Annotated in this window: 28 protein-coding genes and 1 pseudogene; 16 read left to right on the top strand and 13 right to left on the bottom strand. The window is 71.6% G+C overall.

Annotated features, from left to right (window positions below; genetic code table 11):
- Positions 1-45: 45 nt before the first annotated feature.
- The gene (hemF, locus tag GWK15_RS20675; RefSeq protein WP_168043281.1) at positions 46-945 is read right to left on the bottom strand and encodes an oxygen-dependent coproporphyrinogen oxidase; all 900 of its coding nucleotides are present in this window, start codon (positions 943-945) and stop codon (positions 46-48) included.
- Between the two features lie 210 nt (positions 946-1,155).
- Between hemF and petA the strand changes: the two genes are divergently transcribed.
- The 4 genes from petA (at position 1,156) to GWK15_RS20695 (ending at position 5,243) form a co-directional block, all read left to right on the top strand.
- A complete protein-coding gene (gene petA / locus GWK15_RS20680) occupies positions 1,156-1,701 on the top strand; it encodes a ubiquinol-cytochrome c reductase iron-sulfur subunit (protein ID WP_168043282.1) in 546 nt (181 codons plus the stop codon).
- An 11-nt stretch (positions 1,702-1,712) separates the two neighbouring features.
- On the top strand, positions 1,713-2,981 hold the full coding sequence (locus tag GWK15_RS20685) for a cytochrome b (protein ID WP_168043283.1): 1,269 nt from the start codon (positions 1,713-1,715) through the stop codon (positions 2,979-2,981).
- Between the two features lie 2 nt (positions 2,982-2,983).
- Entirely contained in the window at positions 2,984-3,757 is a 774-nt protein-coding gene (locus GWK15_RS20690) for a cytochrome c1 (protein ID WP_168043284.1), read from the top strand.
- A gap of 151 nt (positions 3,758-3,908) precedes the next feature.
- Positions 3,909-5,243, top strand: a complete 1,335-nt coding sequence (locus GWK15_RS20695; RefSeq protein WP_168043285.1) for an acetyl-CoA hydrolase/transferase family protein — start codon at positions 3,909-3,911, stop codon at positions 5,241-5,243.
- Here the strand turns inward: GWK15_RS20695 and GWK15_RS20700 are convergent.
- Both GWK15_RS20700 and GWK15_RS20705 read right to left on the bottom strand, forming a co-directional pair.
- Positions 5,240-5,626, bottom strand: coding sequence for a RidA family protein (locus GWK15_RS20700; RefSeq protein ID WP_209442326.1), 387 nt, complete (start codon positions 5,624-5,626; stop codon positions 5,240-5,242). The two genes, GWK15_RS20695 and GWK15_RS20700, sit on opposite strands and share 4 nt — an antisense overlap.
- Before the next feature lie 4 nt (positions 5,627-5,630).
- On the bottom strand, positions 5,631-5,807 hold the full coding sequence (locus GWK15_RS20705) for a DUF4169 family protein (RefSeq protein WP_168043286.1): 177 nt from the start codon (positions 5,805-5,807) through the stop codon (positions 5,631-5,633).
- 41 nt (positions 5,808-5,848) lie between these two features.
- Here GWK15_RS20705 and GWK15_RS20710 point away from each other — a divergent pair, with 41 nt between their 5' ends.
- Positions 5,849-6,508 carry a dienelactone hydrolase family protein gene (locus tag GWK15_RS20710; protein ID WP_168043287.1) on the top strand — a complete coding sequence of 220 codons (660 nt, stop codon included), beginning with the start codon at positions 5,849-5,851 and terminating at the stop codon, positions 6,506-6,508.
- A gap of 112 nt (positions 6,509-6,620) precedes the next feature.
- On the opposite strand, the gene GWK15_RS20715 is transcribed toward GWK15_RS20710, so the two are convergent.
- Positions 6,621-7,514 carry a PfkB family carbohydrate kinase gene (locus GWK15_RS20715; protein ID WP_168043288.1) on the bottom strand — a complete coding sequence of 298 codons (894 nt, stop codon included), beginning with the start codon at positions 7,512-7,514 and terminating at the stop codon, positions 6,621-6,623.
- Here GWK15_RS20715 and GWK15_RS20720 point away from each other — a divergent pair.
- A complete protein-coding gene (locus tag GWK15_RS20720; protein WP_245211790.1) occupies positions 7,513-8,232 on the top strand; it encodes an RluA family pseudouridine synthase in 720 nt (239 codons plus the stop codon). The two genes, GWK15_RS20715 and GWK15_RS20720, sit on opposite strands and share 2 nt — an antisense overlap.
- On the opposite strand, the gene GWK15_RS20725 is transcribed toward GWK15_RS20720, so the two are convergent.
- On the bottom strand, positions 8,216-9,124 hold the full coding sequence (locus GWK15_RS20725) for a LysR family transcriptional regulator (protein ID WP_168043289.1): 909 nt from the start codon (positions 9,122-9,124) through the stop codon (positions 8,216-8,218). The two genes, GWK15_RS20720 and GWK15_RS20725, sit on opposite strands and share 17 nt — an antisense overlap.
- A gap of 100 nt (positions 9,125-9,224) precedes the next feature.
- Here GWK15_RS20725 and GWK15_RS20730 point away from each other — a divergent pair, with 100 nt between their 5' ends.
- Both GWK15_RS20730 and GWK15_RS20735 read left to right on the top strand, forming a co-directional pair.
- A complete protein-coding gene (locus tag GWK15_RS20730; protein WP_168043290.1) occupies positions 9,225-9,773 on the top strand; it encodes a carboxymuconolactone decarboxylase family protein in 549 nt (182 codons plus the stop codon).
- Between the two features lie 55 nt (positions 9,774-9,828).
- Positions 9,829-10,482 (top strand): pyridoxamine 5'-phosphate oxidase family protein, encoded by a 654-nt coding sequence (locus tag GWK15_RS20735; protein WP_168043291.1) that lies wholly within the window; start codon positions 9,829-9,831, stop codon positions 10,480-10,482.
- A gap of 1 nt (position 10,483) precedes the next feature.
- Here the strand turns inward: GWK15_RS20735 and fabG are convergent, their stop codons facing one another.
- The 5 genes from fabG to GWK15_RS20760 form a co-directional block, all read right to left on the bottom strand.
- Positions 10,484-11,224, bottom strand: a complete 741-nt coding sequence (gene fabG, locus GWK15_RS20740) for a 3-oxoacyl-[acyl-carrier-protein] reductase (protein WP_168043292.1) — start codon at positions 11,222-11,224, stop codon at positions 10,484-10,486.
- A 13-nt stretch (positions 11,225-11,237) separates the two neighbouring features.
- Positions 11,238-11,885, bottom strand: a complete 648-nt coding sequence (locus GWK15_RS20745) for a hypothetical protein (protein ID WP_168043293.1) — start codon at positions 11,883-11,885, stop codon at positions 11,238-11,240.
- Between the two features lie 83 nt (positions 11,886-11,968).
- Positions 11,969-12,928, bottom strand: coding sequence for an ACP S-malonyltransferase (gene fabD, locus GWK15_RS20750; RefSeq protein ID WP_168043294.1), 960 nt, complete (start codon positions 12,926-12,928; stop codon positions 11,969-11,971).
- A 95-nt stretch (positions 12,929-13,023) separates the two neighbouring features.
- Positions 13,024-13,833 carry a class I SAM-dependent methyltransferase gene (locus GWK15_RS20755; protein WP_168043295.1) on the bottom strand — a complete coding sequence of 270 codons (810 nt, stop codon included), beginning with the start codon at positions 13,831-13,833 and terminating at the stop codon, positions 13,024-13,026.
- Between the two features lie 92 nt (positions 13,834-13,925).
- The gene (locus GWK15_RS20760) at positions 13,926-14,897 is read right to left on the bottom strand and encodes a Bug family tripartite tricarboxylate transporter substrate binding protein (protein WP_168043296.1); all 972 of its coding nucleotides are present in this window, start codon (positions 14,895-14,897) and stop codon (positions 13,926-13,928) included.
- Positions 14,898-15,184: 287 nt separating this feature from the next.
- Between GWK15_RS20760 and rpsF the strand changes: the two genes are divergently transcribed.
- The 5 genes from rpsF (at position 15,185) to GWK15_RS20785 (ending at position 18,798) form a co-directional block, all read left to right on the top strand.
- Positions 15,185-15,658, top strand: coding sequence for a 30S ribosomal protein S6 (gene rpsF, locus GWK15_RS20765; RefSeq protein WP_168043297.1), 474 nt, complete (start codon positions 15,185-15,187; stop codon positions 15,656-15,658).
- Between the two features lie 6 nt (positions 15,659-15,664).
- Entirely contained in the window at positions 15,665-15,943 is a 279-nt protein-coding gene (gene rpsR / locus GWK15_RS20770) for a 30S ribosomal protein S18 (RefSeq protein WP_168043298.1), read from the top strand.
- Positions 15,944-15,968: 25 nt separating this feature from the next.
- Positions 15,969-16,874: a DUF2232 domain-containing protein gene (locus GWK15_RS20775; RefSeq protein WP_168043299.1), complete on the top strand. Its 906-nt coding sequence runs from the start codon at positions 15,969-15,971 to the stop codon at positions 16,872-16,874.
- Complete coding sequence (rplI, locus tag GWK15_RS20780; RefSeq protein WP_168043300.1) at positions 16,871-17,446, top strand: 50S ribosomal protein L9; 576 nt, start codon at positions 16,871-16,873, stop codon at positions 17,444-17,446. Before GWK15_RS20775 ends, rplI begins: the two co-directional genes overlap by 4 nt.
- A gap of 122 nt (positions 17,447-17,568) precedes the next feature.
- Entirely contained in the window at positions 17,569-18,798 is a 1,230-nt protein-coding gene (locus GWK15_RS20785) for an SAM-dependent methyltransferase (RefSeq protein ID WP_168043301.1), read from the top strand.
- On the opposite strand, the gene GWK15_RS20790 is transcribed toward GWK15_RS20785, so the two are convergent.
- Genes GWK15_RS20790 through GWK15_RS20800 form a run of 3 tightly spaced genes read right to left on the bottom strand, consistent with a single transcriptional unit; the run spans position 18,795 to position 21,252 of the window.
- Positions 18,795-19,718 carry an AEC family transporter gene (locus GWK15_RS20790; RefSeq protein ID WP_168043302.1) on the bottom strand — a complete coding sequence of 308 codons (924 nt, stop codon included), beginning with the start codon at positions 19,716-19,718 and terminating at the stop codon, positions 18,795-18,797. The two genes, GWK15_RS20785 and GWK15_RS20790, sit on opposite strands and share 4 nt — an antisense overlap.
- 3 nt (positions 19,719-19,721) lie before the next feature.
- Positions 19,722-20,357 carry a guanylate kinase gene (gmk, locus tag GWK15_RS20795; RefSeq protein WP_168043303.1) on the bottom strand — a complete coding sequence of 212 codons (636 nt, stop codon included), beginning with the start codon at positions 20,355-20,357 and terminating at the stop codon, positions 19,722-19,724.
- Positions 20,347-21,252: a YicC/YloC family endoribonuclease gene (locus tag GWK15_RS20800; RefSeq protein WP_168043304.1), complete on the bottom strand. Its 906-nt coding sequence runs from the start codon at positions 21,250-21,252 to the stop codon at positions 20,347-20,349. Before GWK15_RS20800 ends, gmk begins: the two co-directional genes overlap by 11 nt.
- Before the next feature lie 29 nt (positions 21,253-21,281).
- Here GWK15_RS20800 and GWK15_RS20805 point away from each other — a divergent pair, with 29 nt between their 5' ends.
- The 3 genes and pseudogenes from GWK15_RS20805 to GWK15_RS20815 all read left to right on the top strand — a co-directional run bounded on the left by GWK15_RS20805 (position 21,282) and on the right by GWK15_RS20815 (position 24,077).
- Positions 21,282-22,064: an SDR family NAD(P)-dependent oxidoreductase gene (locus GWK15_RS20805; protein ID WP_168043305.1), complete on the top strand. Its 783-nt coding sequence runs from the start codon at positions 21,282-21,284 to the stop codon at positions 22,062-22,064.
- Between the two features lie 117 nt (positions 22,065-22,181).
- A pseudogene (locus GWK15_RS20810) lies at positions 22,182-22,897 on the top strand (IS5 family transposase).
- Between the two features lie 88 nt (positions 22,898-22,985).
- On the top strand, positions 22,986-24,077 hold the full coding sequence (locus tag GWK15_RS20815; RefSeq protein ID WP_168043307.1) for an acyltransferase family protein: 1,092 nt from the start codon (positions 22,986-22,988) through the stop codon (positions 24,075-24,077).
- Positions 24,078-24,136: the final 59 nt, after the last annotated feature.

Consider the following 24,136-nt stretch of genomic DNA (forward strand, 5'->3'; position numbering starts at 1 on the left):
CGCAAGATGGGGCGCGGCGGCCGGGCGGGGAAGCCCGGCGACGCGTCACGGCCAGGCGACGGCCGGCGGCAGCGACATCAGGATCGCCTCGACATTGCCGCCGGTCTTGAGGCCGAACAGCGTGCCGCGGTCGTGCAGCAGGTTGAACTCGACGTAGCGGCCGCGGCGGACCAGCTGCTGCTGGCGCTCCTCCTCGGTCCAGGGCTCGTGCATGCGGCGGCGGACGATGGCGGGATAGGCCTCGAGGAAGGCGCGCCCGACATCCTGGGTGAAGGCGAAGTCCGCCTCGATTCCCTTGCCCGGCGTGCGGTCCCCCAGCCAGTCGTAGAAGATGCCGCCGAGGCCGCGCGGTTCCTGGCGGTGGGGCAGGTAGAAATACTCGTCGCACCACTGCTTGAAGCGCGGGTACCAGTCCGGATCCATCTTGTCGCAGGCCGCCTTGTAGGCGGCGTGGAAGCCGCGGGCGTCCTCCTGCGACTCGGGGCTGGCGGGGAACATGGGCGTCAGGTCGCCGCCGCCGCCGAACCAGGCGCGCGTCGTGACGATGAAGCGGGTGTTCATGTGCGCCGCCGGCACGCGCGGGCTGCGCATGTGGGAGACCAGCGAGATGCCGGTCGCAAGGAACCGGGGGTCCTTGTCCGCGCCGGGGATCTGGGCGCGGAACTCGGGGGAGAATTCCCCGAAGACGGTCGAGACGTTGACGCCGACCTTCTCGAAGACCCGCCCGTGCATCACGGACATGACGCCGCCGCCGCCGCCGTCGCGCTCCCACGGCGTGCGGGTGAAGCGGCCCGGCGGCAGGTCGCGATGCGGACCGGATGCGAGTGCGTCCTCGATGCGCTCGAAGTCGGCGCAGATGAGGTCTCGGAGGCGTTCGAACCAGATGCGGGCCGGGCCGGCCAGCGGATGGTCCACCGGAGCCGTGCCGGCGGTCGCTGCGTTCATGTAACGCTCCCTAGCATGCGTCGGGGTGGCATGGACACCCTGCGTAACGCCCCCTTATAAGGTCCGCCGCCCAGGGAATGCTGCGCGTGCGTGATGTCGCGCGCCTTTTCACGGGCGACCGGGGGGTCCGGCGGGGCCCCGCGGAACTTGAGATTCGGCCGGCGCTGCCCCGTCATCCCTGGGGCGCCCCGGCGAGAGGGGTGGTGAGGTATGGCGGCAAGTGGTGGCGCCAGCGCGTCCGAAGGGACGCCGCGGCGGGACTTCCTGAACCTGGTGACGGCGTCCTTCGCCGCCGTGGGCGTGGGCGCTGTCGCCTGGCCCTTCATCGCCTCGATGCAACCGGCGCGCGACGTGCTCGCGCTCGCCAGCACCGATGTCGACCTGGCGCCGATCGCGGCCGGCCAGGCGATCACCGTGATGTGGCGCGGCAAGCCGATCTTCGTGCGCAGCCGCACGCCGGAGGAGATCCAGGCGGCGCGCGCCGTGCCGCTGTCGGAACTCAAGGACCCCGCCACCGACCAGTCCCGCATCCAGCGCGACCCGTGGCTGATCGTGATCGGGATCTGCACCCATCTCGGCTGCGTGCCGCTCGGCCAGAAGCCGACCGATCCGCGCGGCGACTACGGCGGATGGTTCTGCCCCTGCCACGGCAGCCACTACGACACCTCGGGCCGCATCCGTAAGGGCCCGGCGCCGCTGAACCTTGCGGTTCCGCCGTACGCCTTTACCTCCGACACCAAGATCCGGATCGGCTGAGGAACCCGCAGATGGCAAGCGGCCTGCACAACAGCGATATCCCGAACCCCGTGCTGCGCTGGATCGACCAGCGCATGCCGGTCTTCACCATGATGCAGAAGGAGTACGGCTCCTTCCCGACGCCGCGGAATTTCAACTACTTCTGGAATTTCGGCGCGCTCGCCATGGTCAACCTGGTGATCATGATCGCCACCGGCGTGTTCCTGGCGATGCACTACACGCCGCACACCTCGATGGCCTTCGACAGCGTCGAGCGCATCATGCGCGACGTGAACTACGGCTGGCTGCTGCGCTACGTGCACGCCAACGGCGCGTCGATGTTCTTCATCGTGGTCTACATCCACATCTGGCGCGGCATGTACTACGGGTCCTACAAGGCGCCGCGCGAACTGCTCTGGATGCTGGGCGTCGCGATCTTCCTTCTGATGATGGCCACCGCCTTCATGGGCTACGTGTTGCCCTGGGGCCAGATGTCCTTCTGGGGCGCGACCGTCATCACCAACCTCTTCTCGGCCTTCCCGGTGGTGGGCGAGTGGATCGTCCAGCTGCTGTGGGGCGGCTTCTCGGTCGACAACCCGACGCTGAACCGCTTCTTCGCCCTGCACTACCTGCTGCCCTTCGTGATCGTCGGCGTGGTGTTCCTGCATGTCGTCGCGCTGCACATCACGGGGTCGAACAACCCGCTCGGCATCGAGCCGAAGGGTCCGCAGGACACGCTGCCCTTCCACCCGTACTACACGGCGAAGGACAGCTTCGGCCTGGTGATCTACTTCATCGTGTTCGCCGCGATCGTGTTCTTCGCGCCGAACTACCTCGGCCATCCGGACAACTACATCCCGGCGAACCCGCTGGTGACGCCCGCGCACATCGTGCCGGAATGGTACTTCCTGCCGTTCTACGCGATCCTGCGCGCGGTGCCCGACAAGCTCGGCGGCGTGCTGATGATGTTCGGCTCGATCCTGGTGTGGTTCGTGCTCCCGTGGCTCGACCGGTCCCCGGTGCGCTCGATGCGGTTCCGCCCGATCGCGCGCATCGCCTTCCTGCTGTGGACCGCGGCCTTCCTGGTGCTGCTGTACTGCGGCGGCAAGCCGGCCGAGGAGCCCTACGTCACCATCAGCCGGCTCGCGACCGCCTACTACTTCGCGTACTTCCTGGTGATCCTGCCGCTGCTCGCGCGGCTGGAGAAGCCGCTCCCGCTGCCCGAGAGCATCGCCCGCGCCGTGCTCGGCGGTGGACCGCTGCCCGGCGGCGCCGCGGCCAAGCCGATGGAGAAGGCCTGACCATGTTCCGCACCACGCTCAAGGCCTTCGCCGTCCTCGGCAGCCTCGTCGCCTTCGCGCCCGCGCCCGCCTCGGCGGCCGGGGGCGAGGAGATCCACATCCCGGACACCCGCTTCTCCTTCGACGGGATCTTCGGGACCTATGACCGCGCGAGCGCGCAGCGCGGCTTCCAGATCTACAAGGAAGTCTGCGCCAACTGCCACGCGATGCACCTGCTGTCGTATCGCAACCTGCGCGCCCTCGGCCTGACCGAGGCGCAGGTCGCGGCGATCGCCTCGACCGTCCAGATCCAGGACGGGCCGAACGACGAAGGCCAGATGTTCGAGCGTCCGGGCCGCCCGTCCGACCGCTTCCGCAGCCCCTTCGCGAACCCGCAGGCCGCGCGCGCGGCGAACAACGGCGCCCTGCCGCCGGACCTGTCGGTCATCGCCAAGGCCCGCGCCGGCGGCGCCGACTACCTCTACGCGCTGCTGACCGGTTATGGCGATCCGCCCCCGGGCGTCACGGTGATGGAGGGGATGAACTACAACCGCTACTTCCCCGGCCACCAGATCGCGATGGCCGCGCCGCTCAACGAGGGCCAGGTCGAGTTCTCCGACGGCACGCCCTCGACGCTCGAGAACATGGCCCGCGACGTCTCCACCTTCCTGCAGTGGGCGGCCGAGCCGGAGCTCGAGGAGCGTCGCGCCATGGGCATCAAGATCATCCTGTTCCTCACGGTGCTGGCGGGCCTCGCCTATGCCGTGAAGCGGAAGATCTGGGCCGACGTGCACTGAGCACGCGGCGCATCGCCACCCTGCGAAGGGCCGCCCTCGGGCGGCCCTTTTCATTTGCGGCGATGCTGGCCCGCGGCAGCGATTCCTGCGATTTTCTCCCCAAGGCATCCCGGCGTTGCGAAGGACCGGGGGACCGACAGGGAGTAGCGACATGAAGGTCAATCCGGGCGGCAAGACCCCCCGACACATCTCGGCCGCCGAGGCCGCCGCCCTCGTGAAGTCCGGCGACTGGCTCGACTACGGCGTGATCACCGGCCAGCCCGACGTGTTCGATGCCGCGCTCGCCGCCCGCAAGGACGAGCTCGAGGGCGTGAAGATCCGCAACTGCCTGTCGCTGCGCCCCCGCGCGGTACTCGAGGCGGACCCCGAGGGCAAGCACTTCCTGTGGTTCTCCTGGCACTTCTCCGGCTACGACCGGAAGAAGCACGACGCCGGCATCAGCCACTACATCCCGGTCAACCTCGGCGAGATCCCCGACTACTACCGCCGCTTCAACCCGCCGGTGGACGTCGCGATCATCAAGGCGCGGCCGATGGACGAGAACGGCTGGTTCAACTTCGGCGGCGCCAATCTGTGGCACCGCGCCGTCATCGAATGCGCCCGCACCGTCATCATCGAGACCAACCCCGCCATCCCGCATTGCGAGGGCGAGATGAACGGGGTCCATGCGAGCGAGGTCGACTTCATCGTCGAAGGCGACGGCCAGCCGCCGACGGAACTGCCCAACAGCCCGATCGGCGACGTCGACCGCGCCGTCGGGCGCCTGATCGCGAACGAGATCGAGGACGGCGCCTGCCTGCAGATCGGCATCGGCGGCATGCCGAACGCGGTCTGCGCGCTGCTGCTCGACAGCGGCGTGAAGGACCTCGGCATCCATACCGAGATGCTGACCGACGGCATCGGGGAGCTCTATCGCGCCGGGCGCATCACCGGCGTGGCGAAGCGCCTGCAGCCGGGCAAGATCGTCTATTCCTTCGCGCTCGGGACGAAGGAGCTGTACCGCACCATCGACCGCAACCCGGACTTCCAGTGCCTCGCGGTCGAGAACACCAACATGCCGCACGTCATCATGCAAAACGACAAGGTGGTGGCGATCAACAACACCACGCAGATGGACCTGCAGGGGCAGGCGGCATCCGAATCCGACGGCCACCGCCACATCAGCGGGACCGGCGGGCAGCTGCAGTTCGTGCGCGGCGCCTATGCCTCGAAGGGCGGCAAATCCTTCATCTGCCTCGCTTCCACTTATGAGCGGAAGGGCCAGCGCCGCAGCCGCATCGTGCTGAACCTGACGCCCGGCAACGTCGTCACCACCCCGAGGTCGGACATGATGTATGTCGTGACCGAGTACGGCATCGCGAACCTCAAGGGGAAGTCGGTGGCCGACCGCGCCAAGGCGCTGATCGGGCTCGCGCATCCCGATTTCCGCGAGGACCTCGAACGGCAGGCCCGCGAGCACGGCCTGCTGCCGCGCCACTACTACTAGGGCCGGCGGGCGACGGCCTCGATCTCGATCAGCGCGCCGCGCACCAGCGCGGTGACGCCGACGCAGGTCCGCACCGGCCGTCCGCCCGGCGGCAGCGCCGCCGCGTAGGCGAGGTTCATCGCCGCGTAGTCGCGCTCGAAGGCCGAGAGGTAGACGCGCACCGAGACCAGGTTCTCGAGCCCCATCCCGAGCGCCCGCAGCGCGCGGGCGAGGTTCGCCATGGTGCGCGTGGTCTGCGCCGTGATGCCCTCGGGCAGCGGCGCCCTGGGGTCGTCGAGGTCGCGGGGGAACTGCCCGGTCAGGAAGACGAAGCCATCCGTCTCCACCGCGTGGGAGGAGGGCGAGACCGAGGGTGGGAAGCCCGGCAGGATGTGGTGCTCCACGCCCTCAATCCTCCCGCTTCGCGCCGTCGAGCAGCGCCTGGCGCCGCTCCTCGGCCCGGCGGTCGTTGTCCTTTTCCGCCTTCGTCCGGCCGTGCTTCGTCCGGTTGGCGGCGGCCTGGGCCGCTTCCTCCTGCTTCGCCCGCGCCTTGCGCGCCCGGTTCAGGTTGACGATCTCGGCCATGCGCGGAGGATACGCGCGCCAACCGCCCGAGGGAAACGCCCATGCCCACCATTTCGCTGACTGCCGCCGACGGCCACCGCCTCACCGCCTATCGCGCCGGGCCGCAGAATGCCGGCCGCGCGCTGGTCGTGGTGCAGGAGATCTTCGGCGTGAACCGGCACATCCGGAACGTGTGCGAGCGCTTCGCCGCGGAGGGCTACGCCGTCATCGCGCCCGCGCTGTTCGACCGCGTCGGCCCGGGAATCGAGCTGGGCTACGAGGCCGCCGACGTCGCCCAGGGGCGCGAGCTGCGCGGCAAGATCCCGGACGGGCTGACGCTGCTCGACGTGCTCGCCGCGGCGGCGGCGCTGCCGCGCGGGGCGAAGCGGGGCATCGTCGGCTATTGCTGGGGCGGCACCGTCACCTGGCATGGCGCGACGCGCAGCAGCGCCTTTTCCGCGGCCTCGGGCTGGTATGGCGGCGGCATCGCCGCGGCGAAGGACGAGACGCCGCGCTGCCCGGTGCAGCTGCATTTCGGGGAACAGGACGCCTCCATCCCGATGACGGATGTGGAGGCGATCCGCGCCGCGCAGCCGGGCGTGGAGCTGCACGTCTATGGCGGCGGGCATGGATTCGGCTGCGACGAGCGCGGGTCCTATGTCGAGGCGGACTACGCGCTGGCGCAGAAGCGCACGCTCGAGTTCTTCGCGAAGCATCTCTGACGCAGGGCGGGGGGAGAAGGGACCTTCTCCCCCCGAACCCCCCTCAACCTTCTTTGGAACCAAGTGCCCAGAGAAGGGAGGGGGATCGGGGGAGGTTCTCCTCCCCCGACCTTCACATCAGCTCATCCACCATCGCCCGCGTCGGCGTCGCCCCATCCCGCGCCCGCAGGGCGCCCGCCGCCGCCGCGAATCGCATCGCGCGCTCCACGGGCATCGCTTCCGCGATCGCGAGCGCATAGGCGCCGTGGAACACGTCCCCCGCGCCGGTGGTGTTCGTCGCCTCTACCGGAAACGCCGGCGTGCGGGTCGGCTTCTCCTCCCCGGGCAGCATCCACAGCACGCCCTTCTCGCCCTGCGTCACCGCGGCGACCTTCACGGGGCCGGAGGCGAGCGCTTGGCGCAGCCCTTCCTCCGGGCTGCGGCCCGGCGCGTAGTTGGCGAGGCCCGGCACCGAGAAGATCGCGTGGTCCACGCGCGGCACCAGGTCGACCAGGATGCGGGTCTCGCTGCGTTCGCCGTCCAGCACCACCGGCACGCCGGCCGCGCGCGCCGCGGCGGCGGCGGCCGCGACGCCTTCCGGCCAGCGCGGATCGCAGCACAGCGCCGCCGCGCCGGCGATGCGGTCGAGCGGCAGCCAGGCCGGATCGATCCCGAGGCCGGTTCCGCGGAAGGAGACGATGGTCCGTTCGCCCCGCGGGTCCACCAGCACGGCGCCGACCGGCGTCCGCCCGCCCGGCACGCGCCGCAGCCCGGTCACGTCCACGCCTTCCTGTTCCAGCGCCTGGGCCAGCGGCTCGCCGTTCAGGTCGTCCCCCACCCGGCCCCAGAAGGCGGCGCGGCCGCCGAGGCGCACCACCGCGATCGCGGCATTGGCGGCCATCCCGCCGGGGCCGATGCTGTAGGACCGGGCGGCGATCTTTGCCGGCGGCTGGGGTATGTCCTCCACCCGGAAGGTGTGGTCAGCGACGACGTTGCCGAGGCAGATGACGAGAGGAGGAGCCGACATGATGCGCCGCAGCGTCACACGCGCGGCCCCTCCGCGCCAAGCATTGCCGGACGCGATCGCGGCGCGCGTCCTGCTACTGCGGGACGACGCGATCGTGATCGACAAGCCAGCGGGCCTGCCGGTGCATCGCGGCCCGCGCGGCGGTGCTTCGCTGGAGGACTGGCTCGAGCCATTGCGCATGGGCAAGCGGCACCTGCCGCAGCCGGTGCACCGGCTGGATGCGGATACGGCGGGCTGCCTGGTGCTGGGGCGGACCAAGCCGGCGCTCGCCGCGCTCGGCCGCTGCTTCGCCGAGGGTCGGGTGCGCAAGACCTATTGGGCGGTGGTGCGCGGCGGGCCGGCGGAGGATGCCGGGCGCATCGACGCGCCGCTGCGCAAGGTCTCGACCAAGGCGGCGGGCTGGCGGATGGAGGTCCATCCGGAGGGCCAGCCGGCGGTGACGGACTGGCGCGTTCTGGGCCGCGCGCCGGGCCTGGCATGGATCGAGTTCCGCCCCGCCACGGGCCGGACGCACCAGTTGCGCGTGCATGCCGCCGCGTCCGGATGGCCGATCCTCGGCGATCCCGTCTATGGCGGCGGGGAGGGCGGCGGGCTGCACCTGCTGGCCCGCGCCATCGAGCTGCCGGTCGAACCGCCGCTCGCCGCCGAGGCGCCGCCGCCCGAGCACATGCGCGCCGCGCTGCTGGCCTGCGGCTGGATCCTCACGCCCCCAGGTTGACGAAGCGCCAGGATCGCGTTGCCAGCGCCAGGTCCACCAGCCCCCGCACCTTGGCCGAGAGCAGCCGCGCGGAGGGGTAGACGAACTGGATCGGCAGCGGCGGCGGCTCGAAGGCCTCGAGCACGAGGCGCAGGCGGCCGGATCGCACGGCGTCCTCGGCCTGGTAGGCGAGCGCCTTCGCGATGCCGCCGCCCTGGCCCGCATGCCACAGCGCCGCGTCGATGCTGTTGGTGACGTAGCGTGGCGCGATGGCGTGCTTTTCCGCCACGCCGTCGCGCCAGAAGGTCCAGGCCGGCTCGGCGCCGAGCGAGGTGCTGTGGATGATGCGATGCCCCGCGATGTCCTCAGGCGCCGCGGGCATGCCGGCGCGGGCCAGGTAGTCGGGTGCTGCGACCCAGACGCGCCGCGTCTCGCCCACGCGCCGCGCGACCAGCGTGCTGTCCTCGAGGTGTCCGATGCGCAGCGCGACGTCGACGCCTTCCTCGACCAGGTCGATGTAGCGGTCGGACAGGGTCAGTTCGGCCGTCAGGTCGGGATGCTGCGAGAGGAACTCGCAGACCAGCGGTCCGGCATGCAGCCGCCCGAACATCACGGGTGCGGCGACGACGAGATGCCCCGACGGCGCGGCGCGTTCGGCCGCGGCGGAGTCCTCCGCCTCCCGCAGGTCGGCGAGGATCCGCCGCGCCCGGACCAGGAAGCGCGACCCGGCATCGGTCAGCGCCACGCGCCGCGTCGTCCGCTGCAGCAGCCGCAGCCCGAGCCGGTCCTCGAGCCCCGCGACCAGCCGCGTCACGGCCGAGGGCGACAGGCCGAGCCGCCGCGCCGCGGGCGCGAAGCCCTCGGCATCCGCGACCGCGACGAAGGCGGCCATGGCGTCGAAGCGGTCCGTCATTATTGCTGATCCTGCATCGATCTCATTCCAATCGGAATGATTATCCACGGAACACGCTCAGGGCCATTCTCCCGGCCACGGACAAACCAGGAGAAAGCCCATGTCCCGCATCCCCACCCCCGCCACCATCGCCGAGGCCCCCGAGGCGACCCGCCCGCAGCTCGAGGCGGTGCAGAAGCAGCTTGGCTCCGTGCCGAACCTGTTCCGCCTGCTGGCGAGCAGCCCTGCCGCGCTGAACGGCTACCTCGGCCTGTCGGGCGCGCTCGGGAAGGGCGCCCTCGACGTCCGCACGCGGGAGCGCATCGCGCTCGCGGTCGCCGAGTTCAACGGCTGCGGCTACTGCCTGGCGGCGCATGCCTTCATCGGCGCCAACATGGCGAAGCTCGACGCCGCGGAGATCGCCGCCGCGCGCGCCGGCCGCTCCGCCGACCCGAAGGCCGACGCCGCCGTGCGCTTCGCCATCGCGGTGACCGAGGCCCGCGGCCGCGCGGCGGATGCCGACCTCGCCGCGGTGCGCGCCGCGGGCTGGAGCGATGCCGAGATCCTCGAGATCGTCGCCCATGTCGCGCTGAACACGCTGACCAACTACGTCAACGAGGTCGCCCGCACCGAGGTGGATTTCCCCGCCCCGGCCGCCCGCGCCGCCTGACATGCCAGGGGATGGCGGAACCCCCGCCATCCCCACCCCTCCGAGGAGTGACGCCATGACCGAAGCCCCGTCGAGCGACGTCGCCTTCTCCCCCGCCGTCAAGGCGATCCAGGCCGCGCGTGGGTCCCGAGACTCCTACGCCCGGATGGAACGCCGCGGCGGCTGGCGCACTGAGCTCACCCCCGACATCGCCGGCTTCATCGCTGCCCAGCGCAGCTTCTACCTGGCGAGTGCGAGCGCCGAGGGGCAGCCGTACATCCAGCATCGCGGCGGGCCGCCGGGCTTCCTGCGCGTGCTCGACGCCGAGACCCTCGCCTTCGCCGACCTCTCCGGGAACCGGCAGTACATCACCCTCGGCAACCTCTCGGAGAACCCGCGGGTCCAGCTGTTCCTGATGGACTACGCCAACCGTCGCCGGGTGAAGATCTGGGGCGAGGCGCGCGTCGTGCAGGACGATCCCGCGCTGCTCGCCATGCTGATGCCCGAAGGTGCCCCGGGCCGCGCGGAACAGGCGATCGTCATCCGCGTCACGGCCTGGGACAGCAACTGCCACCAGCACATCCCGCAACGCTTCGAGGCGGAGGACGTGCTCGTGGCGATCCAGAAGCGGGACGCGCGGATCGCGGAACTCGAGGCCGAGGTCGCGCAACTGAAGGGCGGGGGGAGAAGCGAACTTCTCCCCCCGGCCCCCCCTCAACCTTCCTTGTGACTCAGATCATCGCCATGCCGCCGTTCACGTGCAGCGTCTGGCCGGTGACCCAGCCCGCTTCCGTGGACGACAGGTAGACGACGGCCGAGGCGATGTCCTCGGGCGTGCCCATGCGCTGGGTCGGGATGCGCGACAGCAGCGCGGTCTTCTGCGCGTCGTTCAGCGCATCGGTCATCGCGGTCTTCACGAAGCCGGGGGCCACCACGTTCACCGTCACGCCGCGCGTCGCCACTTCCTGCGCGAGCGACTTCGACATGCCGATCAGGCCCGCCTTCGCCGCGGCGTAGTTCGCCTGGCCCGCATTGCCCGTCACGCCGACGATGGACGCGATCGAGACGATGCGCCCGTAGCGCTTCTTCATCATCCCGCGCAGCGCGGCGCGGGCCAGGCGGAAGGGCGCGGTCAGGTCTACCTCGAGCACCGCGTTCCAGTCCGCGTCGCCCATGCGCAGCGCCAGCATGTCGCGGGTGAAGCCGGCATTGTTCACCAGGATGTCGAGCCCGCCGGCCTCGCCCTCGATCTTCTCGACCAGCGCCGCCGGGGCTGCGGGATCCGACAGGTCCGCCGGCGCGACGATGACGCGCGCGCCGCCCAGCGCCTCGGCCACGCGGGCGAGTTCCGCCTCGCGCCGGCCGGTGATGGCGACGGTGGCACCCTGGGCGTGCAGGGCGGAGGCGATCGCCTCGCCGATGCCGCCGGTGGCGCCGGTGACGAGCGCGGTCTTGCCGGTCAGGTCGAACATGAAGGAACTCCGCTCAGGGGTTGAGGCCCCGCAGGGCTGGATCGAAGGAGGTCGCGGTCGAGAGGTCGAACCAGGCACGGGCATGGGGCTCGCCGGCGCCGTTCAGCGCGAAATGCCGGCCAAGGCCGGGAATGTACAACTGATCGATGAGGAGGTGCGGCGCCTCGGGCGCGATGGTGTAGCTGTCGCCATTCGCCTCGGCCGTGCGGCCCGGCCCGGCATGGGCGGCGATCAGCACCCCCGGGCGCAGCCGCGCGCGGACGATGATGTCGCAATCCGTCCAGGCCGGCGGCAGGGCGAGCTGCCGGCGCGCGATCTCGACCAGCGGCACGCCGGCGCTGCGCGCCCGGCCGAGCAGCAGCATCATCCGGTCGTCGTTCATCCACCAGGGCGAGTTGAGCAGGGGCACCAGCGCGTTGGCGCCGCTGCCGACATACTTCTTCGCCGCGAAGCGATAGAGCATGTCCTCCTGCAGCTCGACGCGCCGCTTCACCACAAGCCCGCCGGTGCGGTGGAAGACGAAGCCCTTCGGGGCGTGGGGGTCGGCCCGCGTGTCCAGCGTCTTGCCGCGCCCGTGGGAGGCATTGCGCCACTGGTATCCCTCGGCTTCCTGCCGCAGGGCGCTGTCGCGCCAGAAATGTTCGTTCGAGGCCGAGGTCATCTGTCTTCTCCGGGGCTGTGGTCGGATTCCCGATCCGGTCCCGCCACCTGATCAGGCGGCGGGCAGCCCGGCGACAAAACGCTTCAGAGCGTCTTCAGGAAGGCCTCGACATCGGCGGGCGCGCCGATGGCGAGCGCGGTGGCCTCGGGGGCGTTGCGCTTCATCAGCCCCGTCAGCACCTTGCCGGCGCCGACCTCGACGAAGGTGTCGCAGCCCATCGCGGCCATGGCGGCGACGCATTCGCGCCAGCGCACCGTGCCCGTCACCTGCTTGACCAGCAGGTCGCGGATCTCGACCGGATCGGAGGCCTTGGCCGCGGTGACGTTGGCCACCACCGGCACGACCGGCGCGCGGAGCTCGGCCTTGGCCAGCGCCTCGGCCATCGCGTCCGCGGCGGGGGCCATCAGGGCGCAGTGGAAGGGGGCGGAGACGGGCAGCAGCATGGCGCGCTTCACGCCGTCCGCCTTGGCGATCTCGATGGCGCGCTCGACCGCGGCCTTGGCGCCCGAGATCACCACCTGGCCGCCGCCATTGTCGTTGGCGGCCTCGACCACCTCGTCCTTGCCGGTCTCGGGGTTCGGCGCGGCCTTGGCGCAGATCGCCCGCGCCTGGTCGATCTCGGCGCCGAGCAGGGCGGCCATCGCGCCGGTCCCGGGCGGCGTCGCCTTCTGCATCGCCTCGCCGCGCAGGCGCAGCAGGCGTGCGGCGGTCGCGACGTCGAAGGCGCCGGCGGCGGTCAGGGCGCTGTATTCGCCGAGCGAATGGCCCGCGACCAGGGCGACCCGGTCGGCGAGGCGGAAGCCGCCCTCGGCTTCCAGGGCACGGATCACGGCCAGCGAATGCGCCATCAGCGCCGGCTGGGTATTGGCCGTGAGGGTCAGTTCCTCCTGCGGGCCTTCCCACATCAGCTGGCTGAGCTTCTGGGAGAGGGCGTCGTCCACTTCCTGGAAGACGTGGCGGGCGGCGGGGAAGGCGTCGGCCAGGTCGCGGCCCATGCCGACGGCCTGGCTGCCCTGGCCGGGGAAGACGAAGGCGAAAGCCATGTTCGCGCGTTTCCGTGCTGTTACGTTCGGTATGGGCGCGCGGGATGCGGCCCGGGGGGCCGCTTGTCAACCGGTTCCGGCACCCGGGCGGGGTGTCAGCCCGGCGCCACCCCGCGCACGACCCAGGCCGTCGCGGCGTAGGAGCGGGGGCCGTCCGGCTCGCCATCGAGGTAGGCGCGGCGGACATGGTCCCGCAGTCGGGCCTGCGCCGCCGGTTCGAGGCCGGAGACGTAGGACGCGGCCGGGCCCTGCGCGCCCAGGTAGGGGCGCCAGAAATCCTCGAAATCCGCGTAGTCCATGCGGATCGTGAGGGCGCCGTCGCGGACATCCTCGAAGCCCGCCGCCCGCCACGCGGCGCCGAGCTCGCCGGGGCGCGTCATCGGCCGGATGCAGTTCTGGGCGCGCAGGGTATCGACGCCCGGATCGATCGCGGCGGCGGTGTCGAGGAAGATCCGCTGTGCGACGAATCCGCCCCGGGCGTCCCACACCGCGGCCGCCGCCACGGCGCCGGGGCGGGCGACGCGGCGCATCTCCGCGACGGCCTCCGTCGCCCGCGGGACGAAATGCAGCATCAGCAGGGACAGCACGCGGTCGAAGCGCGCGGCGGGAAAGGGGATGGCGCAGGCATCCCCGACCCGGAAATCGATGCGCGGGTCCGAGGTGCGGCCGCGGGCGTGCTCGACGTAGGCCGCGGAGAAGTCGACGCCGCTGATCCGGCAGGCGGGCTCGCGCGCCGCGAGCGCGAGGGTCAGGCTGCCGGTGCCGCAGCCGAGGTCGAGCACATCGCCGTCCCCCACGGGCCCGACGAAGTCGAGGAAGGGTTCCGCCAGGCGGCGGCTCCAGCGGCCCATCTGCAGTTCATAGGCATCGCCATCGGTGGCGGCGAAGGTCGAGGAGGCAGCCATGGCACCCTCCGTCCGGTCGGACGGGGCGGATCCTGGCACAGCTCCCGCGCCGGGGGCGCGCCAATCTTGCGCTCCCCCGGCGACCGGGCCCTTCAGTTCATCTGGATCCCGGCATCGCGCACCACCTGCTTCCAGCGGGCGAGTTCGGTCGAGATCGTCTGGCCGAGCTCGGCAGCGCTGCTGGCATCGACGGTGAAGCCGGCGGCGGTCAGGCGCTCGGTCACCTCGGGCTGGCGCAGGGCGGCGACGATCGTCTCGTTCAGCCGGGCGACCGCCGGGGCGGGCGTGCCGGCCGCGGCCAGGAAGGCCGACCAGGAGGCCGAGATGACCTGCGGATAGCCGGCCTCGGCCATGGTCGGGATGTCGGGCAGGGCTGCGAAGCGGCGCGGCAGGCAGATCGCGATGCCGCGCAGCGCGCCCGAGACGACATGCGGGCGGACCGTCGCCGCGTTCAGGATGCTCGCCTGGCACTGGCCCTGGATCATGGCCGTGACCGCCGGCGCGCCGCCGGGGAAGGGGACATGCGTCGCGCGCGTGCCGGTGGCGTGCAGGAACAGTTCCATGCCGAGCTGTTCGGTCGATCCGACCCCGCCCGAGGAGTAGTTCACCTTGCCGTCCTCGCGCTTCAGCCAGTCGATCACCTCGGGCACCGTCCGGGCCGGGACGTCCTTGTGGACCAGCAGCATGTTCGGGACGGTCATGGCGAGGCTGACCGGGGCGAAGTCCTTTTCCGGGTCGTAGCCCGGCCGGGCCATGACGGCGGGGTTGATCGTCATGGTGCCCGAGGCCGCGACCAGCAGCATATGCCCGTCGGGCGGAGAGCCGGCGACGTGGCGGGCGCCGATCGCCCCGGTCGCGCCGGGCCGGTTCTCGACCACCACGTTCTGGCCGAGGGCCGCCTGCATGTGCGGGGCGACGAGCCGTGCGACCAGGTCGTTCGGCCCGCCGGGGGCGAAGGGAACGACCAGGACGACCGGGCGGGACGGCGCCCAGGCCTGGGCCTGGGCCAGGCGCGGGGCCGACAGGGCGGCGAGCGGCAGCAGCAGGGCGTGGCGGCGGTTCATGCCTAAGTCTCCCGGAAGCGCGATCCGCGCCATAGGAGCATGACCCGCGGCCGGGCGCACCCCGGCCCGGGCAGGGTCTTTCGGGCCCGTGCGCGGATCCTGCCGCCCGGCGCATCGCCGCCTGCTCAAGGCGCGGTCAGGCGTGGCGGGCCATTCCGCCCTTGCCTTGGCCCCCCGCCCCGTGCTTTACGCCCCGCTCCCCTGCCGGGCGCAAGGCAAGCGCCCGGCTATGCCCGTTTGCGCGCCCCATACCGGGGCCAGGGCTGAGCCAGCCACAGGGAGATCACATGCCGCTCTACGAATGCGTGTTCATCGCGCGCAACGACGTCACCCAGCAGCAGGTCGAAGCGATCGCCGAGCAGGTCGCGGGCCTCATCGCCGAAGGCGGCGGAGAGGTGAAGAAGCGCGAGTACTGGGGCCTTCGCGGCCTCGCCTACAAGATCAAGAAGAACCGCAAGGGGCACTACATGCTCCTCGGCATCGACGCCCCCGCCGGCGCGCTGCCCGAGGTCGAGCGCCAGCTCGGCCTGAACGAGGACGTGCTGCGGTCCCTGACCGTGCGCGTCGAGGCGATCGACGAGGCGCCCTCCGCCGTGCTCGCCAAGCGTGGCGACGACCGCGATCGCGACCGCGGCTTCCGCGGCCCGCGTCCGGCCGGCCGCTTCAGCTCGGGCCGTGGCCGCGAGCGCGGCGACGACCGCGAGGAATTCCGCGCCCGCCCGCGCGACGAGATGGATGGTCCCGACGGGGCCGGGGAGTAATCGACGATGTCCGAATCCAGCGACCTGATCCCCGCCGCCCGCCGCCCGGCCGTCGGCGCGCGCCGCCCCTTCTACCGGCGCAAGAAGTCCTGCCCCTTCTCCGGCCCGCAGGCGCCGAAGATCGACTACAAGGACGTCCGCCTCCTGTCCCGCTTCCTCTCGGAGCGCGGCAAGATCGTCCCGTCCCGCATCACGGCGGTGAGCGGCAAGAAGCAGCGCGAACTGGCCCAGGCCATCAAGCGCGCCCGCTTCCTGGCGCTGCTGCCCTACGTCATCAACGACTGAGGACGGGGAGCCCGGGGACGGGGCGATGGCGGGCGCGCTGACCAATCCGCGCTGGCTTGCGGCGATGGCGGGCGGCCTTGCGGCCGCGGTGCTGTCGCTGTGGGCGATGCGCGGCCTGCCGCTCGGCTTCGCCGCCTTCTGGCTGACGCCGCTGCCGCTGTTCGCCACGGGCCTCGGCTTCGGGCCGGGCGCGGTGGCGGGCGCGGCGGGCATCGGGGCGGCGCTCCATGTCGTGCTGTCCGGATCGCTGCCGATGGTCGTCTTCCTGGTCGCCTTCGGGCTGCCGGCGGTGGCGATCGTGGCGACCGGGCTGCGCGGCGGGCGCATCGACCTCTCGCTGCCGCTGGCGATGCTTGGCCTCTGGCCGGCCATCGTCATCCTGGGCGCCGCGGTGGCCTTCGCGGGCATGCCCGGCGGCCTCGGCGGCGCGATCCGCACCGGGGTGGAACAGGGCGTGCAGCGGATGGGCGGCCTGCCGGACGCCCTGCCGGTGGATGAGCTGGTCCGCGTCATGGCGGCGGCGCTCGGCTTATGGGGGGCGATCTCCTGGTCGGTGAACGGGGCGGCGGCGCAATCCGCGCTGGCGCGCTCCGGCCTCGCGATCGCGCCGACGCCCCGCTGGAGCGAGGCGCGCCTGCCGGGCTGGTATCCGGTCCTGCCGGGCGCGGGGGCGGCCGCATGGCTGCTCTTCGGCGGCGAGGGGGAGGTGGTGAGCCTGTCCCTGCTGCTCGTGCTGCTGCTGCCGGTGTTCGTCCAGGGCATCGCGGCGGTGCACCGCTACTCGGCGGGACGGCCCGGTCGTCCCTTCATGCTCGGCGTCTTCTACGCCGGGCTCGTCATCCTCAGCGTGCCGGCCGCGATCGCGGTCACGGCCTTCGGTTTCTACGAGCAATGGGGGCGGCGCGCAGGCCCGCCCGGAGGTGCAACATGATCGAACTCATCCTGATGCAGCGGGTCGACAAGCTCGGCCAGATGGGCGAGCTGGTGAAGGTCCGTCCCGGCTATGCGCGCAACTTCCTGATCCCCTCGGGGAAGGCGATCCGCGCGAGCAAGTCGAACCTCGAGCGCTTCGAGAAGGAGCGCGCGCAGCTTGAGGCCCAGAACCTCAAGCGCCGCGAGGAAGCCGAGCGCGTCGCCGAGCGCGTCGCCGGGCTGGCCGTCACGATCATCCGCCAGGCGGGTGAGAGCGGCGCGCTCTACGGCTCCGTCTCGACGCGCGACATCGCCGAGGCCTGCACGGCCGCCGGCCTGACCGTCGGGCGCGACCAGGTGATGCTGGGCAACGCGATCAAGTCGGTCGGCCTTGCGCACGTCCAGGTCGCGCTCCACCCGGAGGTCGCGATCTCCGTCACGGTGAACGTCGCCCGTTCGCCGGAAGAGGCCGAGAAGCAGGCGCGCGGCGAGCGCGTCGAGGCCGAGGCCGAGGCGGAGCAGGCGTCCCTCGAGGCCGAGCTCGCGGCGGAACTCGCCGCCGGCCAGGCCGACCAGGCCGCCGGGCGCTGATCGCTGCAGGCGCGGGGGCCGCACCGCCCCCGCGCCGCTTGCCGTGCTGCAATGCGGCACGGCCGTCTTCATTCGTGGATACGCAATATGCAATCCTCCCCCTGTGACGGGGAGGAGGCTGCATGCTGTTCCACCTTGCTCTTGGCCGCCTGGTGCGCCGCGGCACGCTGACCGTCCGCTATCCCGACGGCAGCCTGCGCCGGTACGGCGACGGCTCCGCCCCCGAGGCGGGCATGGCCATCCACAGCGCGCGCGCCCTGCGGCGCCTGACCTTCAACCCCGGCCTCGCCCTCGGCGAGGGCTACATGGAGGGGGAGGTCGAGCCGATCGGCTGCAGCCTTTACGACCTGATGTCCTTCCTGACGCTGAACATCGCCGAGGGCGGGACGCACCCGATCGAGCACGCGCGCGAATGGCTGCGGAAGGTCACGCGGCATCTGGCGCAGATCAACCCGGCCGGGCGGGCGCGGCGCAACGTGGCGCATCACTACGACCTCAGCGGGCGGCTCTATTCGCTCTTCCTCGATCGCGACCGCCAGTATTCCTGCGCCTATTTCCAGACCGGGCAGGAGAGCCTCGAGGACGCGCAGGCTGCCAAGAAGCGGCACATCGCGGCGAAGCTGCTGCTCGACCGGCCGGGGCTCGAGGTTCTCGACATCGGCTCGGGCTGGGGCGGCATGGCGATCACGCTCGCGCGCGACCACGGGGCGCGCGTCACGGGCATCACGCTGTCGACCGAGCAACTCGCGGTGTCGCGCCAGCGTGCCGAGGAAGCGGGCGTCGCCGACCGCGTGACCTTCGAGCTGATGGACTACCGCGCCTGGACGCGGCCGGTCGATCGCATCGTCTCGGTCGGCATGTTCGAGCATGTCGGCGTGGCGCACTACGCGCAGTTCTTCCGCATCCTGCGCAAGGCGCTGCGCGAGGACGGCGTCGCGCTGGTCCACGCCATCGGCCGCATGGACGGGCCGGGCGGCACCAATCCCTGGATCAAGCGCTACATCTTCCCCGGCGCCTATTGCCCGGCGCTGTCCGAGGTGCTGCCCGGCATCGAGCGCGCCGGCCTGATGGCCACCGACATCGAGGTGCTGCGCCTGCACTACGCCCAGACCATCGCGCATTGGCGTGCGCGCTTCGCCGGCAACCGGGATGCGATCGCCTCCCTGTACGACGAGCGCTTCTGCCGGATGTTCGAATACTACCTGGTCGGCGTGGAGTTGATCTTCCGCCACTGGGGGCACATGGTCTGGCAGGTGCAGCTGTCGCGCCGGCAGGACGTGGTGCCGCTGACGCGCGACTACATGGTCGAGGCGGAACGCGCGGCGGCCGCGCGCGGGCGGCAAGTCGCCTAGCCTTTCACCCAGGCCAGCACCGCCGCGAGCGTCGCGACCGAGATCAGCGTCGAGACCAGCACGGTCGCGCCCGAACGGTCCGCCCCGGTGGCGTAGCGCCGCGCGAGGAGGAAGGCGTTCGCCCCGGTCGGCAGTGCCGCCGTCATCACCGCCACCGCGGTTTCCATCGGCGAGAGCGCCAGCGCGACGCAGGCGCCCCAGACCATCAGCGGCAGCGCGGCGAGCTTCAGCACCGTCGCCCAGGCGACCTCCCGCCAGGATTGCCCCGCGCTGAACGCGGCGAGGGATCCGCCGAGGCAGAATAGCGCGACGGGCGGCGTCGCCGCGCCCAGCATCTCGAGCGTGCGGCGCGCCACGGCGGGCACCGGCAGGCCGAGCGTGCTCCAGCCCAGCGCGACGAAGACCGTCACCACCACCGGGTTGCGCACGATGCCCGCGAGGGTCGCGAGCACGATGCGCCGCCAGGGAGCGTGGCGGTGCATCCCGACCTCGGCCACCACCGTGCCGAGCGTCAGCAGCACCATCGAATGCAGCGCGATGATGGTGATCAGGATCGGCAGCCCAGGCTGGCCGAAGGTCGCGGCGATGAGCGGGATGCCCATCATCACCGTGTTGCCGAAGGTGCAGTTCAGCGCGAAGAGGCCGGCTTCGGCGAGCGGCATGCCCATCCGCCGCGTCCCCAGCCACAGCGCGAAGCCGTAGAGCACCACAGCGGCCGAGAAGAAGGCGAAGGCCGCCGGCCCGCCGCCGACCTGGCCCGATGTCCCGCCGGCAAATAGAAGCGCCGGCGCGGCGAGGTTGAAGGTGAAGGCGTTGAGGCCGCGGAAGCCGCCCTCGTCCACAAGGCGCCGGATTGCCGCGAGGTAGCCGAGCCCGACGATGGCGAAGACGGGGGCAACGATCTCGAGGATGACGCCCAAGCGTCAGACCGCCAGCAGCCGCGCGATGAAGTCCGACATGCCGGGCTGGCGCCGCCGTTCGCTGCGCGCCGCGTGCAGGATGCTGCGCACCTGCGCGACCGTCGCCTCGAAGTCGCGGTTGACGACGACGTGGTCGAACTCGTCCCAGTGCGTGATCTCCTCGCGGGCCGCGGCCATGCGGCGGGCGATCTCGACCTCGCTGTCCTGGCCGCGGCCGCGCAGGCGCGCCTCGAGGTCGGGCAGGGAGGGAGGGAGGAGGAAGATGCCGACCACGTCCTCGGGCATCGCCGCCTTCATCTGGCGGTGGCCCTGCCATTCGATGTCGAACAGCACATCGCGCCCGGCGGCGAGCGCGGCTTCGACGGGGGCGCGCGGGGTGCCGTAGGCGCGGCCGAGGAAGCGCGCGTGTTCGAGGAACTCGCCGCGCGCGGCCATGGCGTCGAAATCTTCAGGTGTCTTGAAAAAATAGTGGACGCCTTCCTGCTCGGCGGGGCGCGGCGGGCGCGTTGTGGCGCTGATCGACAGCGATAGCTCGGGCTCGGTGCCGAGCAGCGCGCGGGAGACCGAGGTCTTCCCGGCGCCGGGCGCGGCGGCAAGCACCAGGCAGAGCCCGCGCCGCGCGATGCCCTCATTCGACATTCGCGGATTGCTCCTTGAGCCGTTCGATCGCCGCCTTCAGCTCGAGGCCGATGCGCGTCAGCGCCGTGCTGGACGACTTCGAGCAGAGCGTGTTCGCCTCGCGCACGAATTCCTGGGTGAGGAAGTCGAGCTTGCGGCCGATCGCCTCGCCGCTCTTCAGCAGGCGACGGGCTTCCGCGATGTGGGCGGAGAGGCGGTCGAGTTCCTCCCGCACGTCCGACTTGGTGGCGAGCAGGGCGACTTCCTGCGCGAGGCGTTCCTCGGGCACGCGGCGCTCGCCTTCGAGCAGCGCGGCGAGGCTTTCGCGCAGCCGCGCCATGTGCAGGGCCGGCTGGTCGGCGGCCTCGGTGCCGGCGAGGTCGCGCAGGGCGGCGACCTCGTCCAGCAGCACGGTCAGGATGTCCGCGAGCTTCGCGCCCTCGGCCCGGCGGGAGGCGACGAGGCCATCGACGGCGGTCGTGAAGGCGGCGGCGATGGTGGCGCGCTTCGCTTCCTCCTCCGCCTCGTCGGGCTCGGCGGCTTCGGCGCGGAGCACGCCGGGAAGGGTCAGCAGCGCCTCGGCCCGGGGCGGCGGGCAGCCGGGGATGCGGGCGGCGAGGTCGAGGGCGAGGCGCAGCGCCTGGTCGAGCGCCGCCGGATCGGGCGTGAGGCGCGGCGGGGCGCGGTCCTCGCGCTTCACCGTCAGCGTCGCGGAGACGTTGCCGCGCTTGAGCACCTTCGCCGCCGCTTCCTTAAGCGGGGCTTCCAGCGCGTCGAAGCCGTTGGGCAGGCGCAGGCGGACATCGAGACCGCGGCCGTTGACGCTGCGGATTTCCCAGACGAAGGAGGTGCCGTCCGGCAGCGTGCCGCCGTCGCGGGCGAAGCCGGTCATGGATGAGAGGGGGGTGGCGGCCATGCGCCGCTTCTCCACCGTGGAGGGGCCCGATGCAAGCCGCCTGGGACCATGTGCTGATCACCGGGGCCTCCTCGGGCCTCGGGCGCGCGCTGGCGGAGGCCTGCGCCCGGCCCGGGGCCGTGCTGCATTTGTCGGGCCGCGACGCGGCGCGGCTGGACGCCGTGGCGGCCGCCTGCCGGTCCAGGGGCGCAGAGGTCCGGCCCGTGGTGCTGAGCGTCACCGATGCGGGGGCGATGCAGGACTGGATCGGCGGGGCGGGGCGTCTCGACCTCGTGATCGCCAATGCCGGGATCTCGGCCGGAACCGGCGGGGCGACGGAGCCGCCGGCACAGTCCCGCGCCATCTTCGAGACCAATGTCACCGGCGTGCTGAACACTGCGTTGCCGGCGATCGAGGTCATGGCGACGCAGGCGCCGGGTACGGATGGCGTGCGCGGGCGGGTGGCGGTGATCGCCTCGCTGGCTGCCTTCGTCGCGGCGCCAGGCGCGCCGGCCTATTGCGCGACCAAGGCCGCGGTCCAGCGCTGGGCCGAGGCGCTGGACGCCACCGAGCGCCTGCGCGGCATCCGCCTCCATGCCATCTGCCCGGGCTATGTCCGAACGCCGATGACGGCGCGCAATTCCTTCCCGATGCCCTTCCTGATGGATGCGGAGGAGGCGGCGCGGCGCACGCTCGATGGCATCGCGCGCGGGCGGGTGCGGGTGGCCTATCCCTGGCCGACCTATGCGATGGCGCGCTTCGCCGGCGCGCTGCCGCCGGGGCTCCGGGAGTGGATCTTCTCTCGGATGCCGGCGAAGGACCAGGCGGGCTAGGCCGTGTGGACTCTAGGGATTCCGGAGGTGGTTGTGGTGTGATTCAAGGCTGCCTTTCGGGAGGCGGCCTTGGGCGTATTGGATCGTCTGGTGTTGATCGACGCGGCGTGGGAGCGGATGGCGCCGCTGATCATCGGGCGGCCGGACCAGAAGGGCTCGACCGGCCGCGATAACCGGATGTTCGTCGAAGGTGTGCTGTGGATCGTGCGCACCGGTTCGCCCTGGCGCGATCTGCCGGACGTCTTCGGTGACTGGAACAGCGTGTTCCGCCGCTTCAGCCGCTGCAGCCAGAAAGGCGTGTGGCATCGCATCTTCGCCGCCATGTCGGACGATCCCGACTTCGAGTACCTGATCGTCGACAGCACCATCATCCGAGCCCATCAGCACGCCGCAGGTGCCAAAAAGGGGGGGCTGAAGATCAGGCCCTTGGCCGCTCGCGCGGCGGCTTGAGCACCAAGATCCATATGGTAGTGCGAGGTCTCGGCGCGCCGGTGCGCCTTGCCCTGACAGCTGGCCAGCGTGGCGATTGTCCGCAGGCCTACGCGCTGATCGAGGGACTTCCGGCCGATGTCGTCATGGCCGACGCCGCCTACGATGCCGGCCCGCTACGCCAAGCCATCGCAGACAAGGGCGCCGTCGCCGTCATTCCAACCAACCCGACACGCACCCGACGACACCCGCTCGACAAACACCTCTACGGAGAGCGCCATCTGATCGAGTGCTGCTTCAGCAAGCTCAAACAGTTCCGACGCGTCGCCACGCGATACGAGAAGACCGCCAGGAACTACCTCAGCGTCGTCACTCTCGCCGCAACCATCCTATGGTTAAGGTAACTGTCCACACGGCCTAGGGGCGATCGAAGCAGGAGTTTTCCGCCTCGCGGCTAGGAGGGTCCTAGCGCGCCACGGGTAGGTTTGACCCATGATGCACGCGCAGCGCGTAGCCATGGGCTCCACCGTCTCCGACCTGCACGCCGGGCAGGATCGAGTGACGGCGAACCGCGTCGCCTGGGTCGACGCCGCCAAGGGCATCGGCATCGTGCTCGTCGTGGTCGGCCATGCCCTCGGGGGGCTGATCGATGCCGGCATCACCCCGGTGCCGGACTGGTTCCGGCCGGCGATGCTGGTGATCTACGCCTTCCACATGCAGCTGTTCTTCTTCCTGTCGGGGCTGTTCGTCCCGCGGCGGCTCGAGGCCGGACCGCGCGGCATCGCGCAGCGGGCGCTCACCGGGCTGGTCTGGCCCTACTTCCTGTGGGGAAGCGTCCAGATCCTCGCGATCCATGCCGCCGGGGCCTATGTGAATGCCCCGATCGGCGATGTGGGCGTCGCGCTGAGGAACATGCTGTTCGCCTCTCCGCCGTCGCAGTTCTGGTTCCTCTATGTCCTGGTGATCGCGCTGGCGGCGGGTGCCGTGATGCTGCCGGCGATCGGCGCCGGCGGGATGCTGACCGTCGCGCTTGTGCTGCGGATCCTCGCGCCGGAGGACCTGCCGGTCGTGCTGTCCTTCACGGTGACGATGCTGCCCTGGTTCGCGCTGGGGTGCCTGTTCGGGGCGCGCGGGTGGTCGTTCGCCTTGCCGGACCTGTCCGCCCGGCGTGCCGCGCTGCTCGTGCTGGTGTGCGTGCTGGTTCTGGGCGCGACCTCGGCCGGATTGGTCGCGAGCGTCGGCATGCCGGCCTTTTCGACCTTCCGGGCGGGCGAGATCGCGGGTCTCGCCTGGCGGCCCGAGGCGGCCGGGGCGGCGCTTGCGGGCATGACGGCCGTCCTGCTCCTCGCCATGCGGTGCCGGGGCGGCGCGCTGGGTCTGCTCGTCTTCCTCGGGCGGCAGAGCATGCCGATCTACCTGCTGCACGTCCTCGCCGTCGCCAGCACGCGGATCGTGCTGGCGAAGCTGGTCGGATGGGCCGATCCGGCGATCATCCTGGCGCAGATCGTGGCCGGCATCGCCGGGCCGCTGGCCGCGGCCTGGGTGGCGCGGCGGCTCGGGCTGGCGCGGCTCCTGGCCCTGTAGAACGCCTTCCGGCCTGTCGGCATCGGCACCGGCCCACACCCCACCCGGCCACCGCGCGA

The sequence above is a fragment of the Neoroseomonas oryzicola genome (assembly GCF_012163135.1).
Taxonomy (GTDB): Bacteria; Pseudomonadota; Alphaproteobacteria; order Acetobacterales; family Acetobacteraceae; genus Neoroseomonas; species Neoroseomonas oryzicola.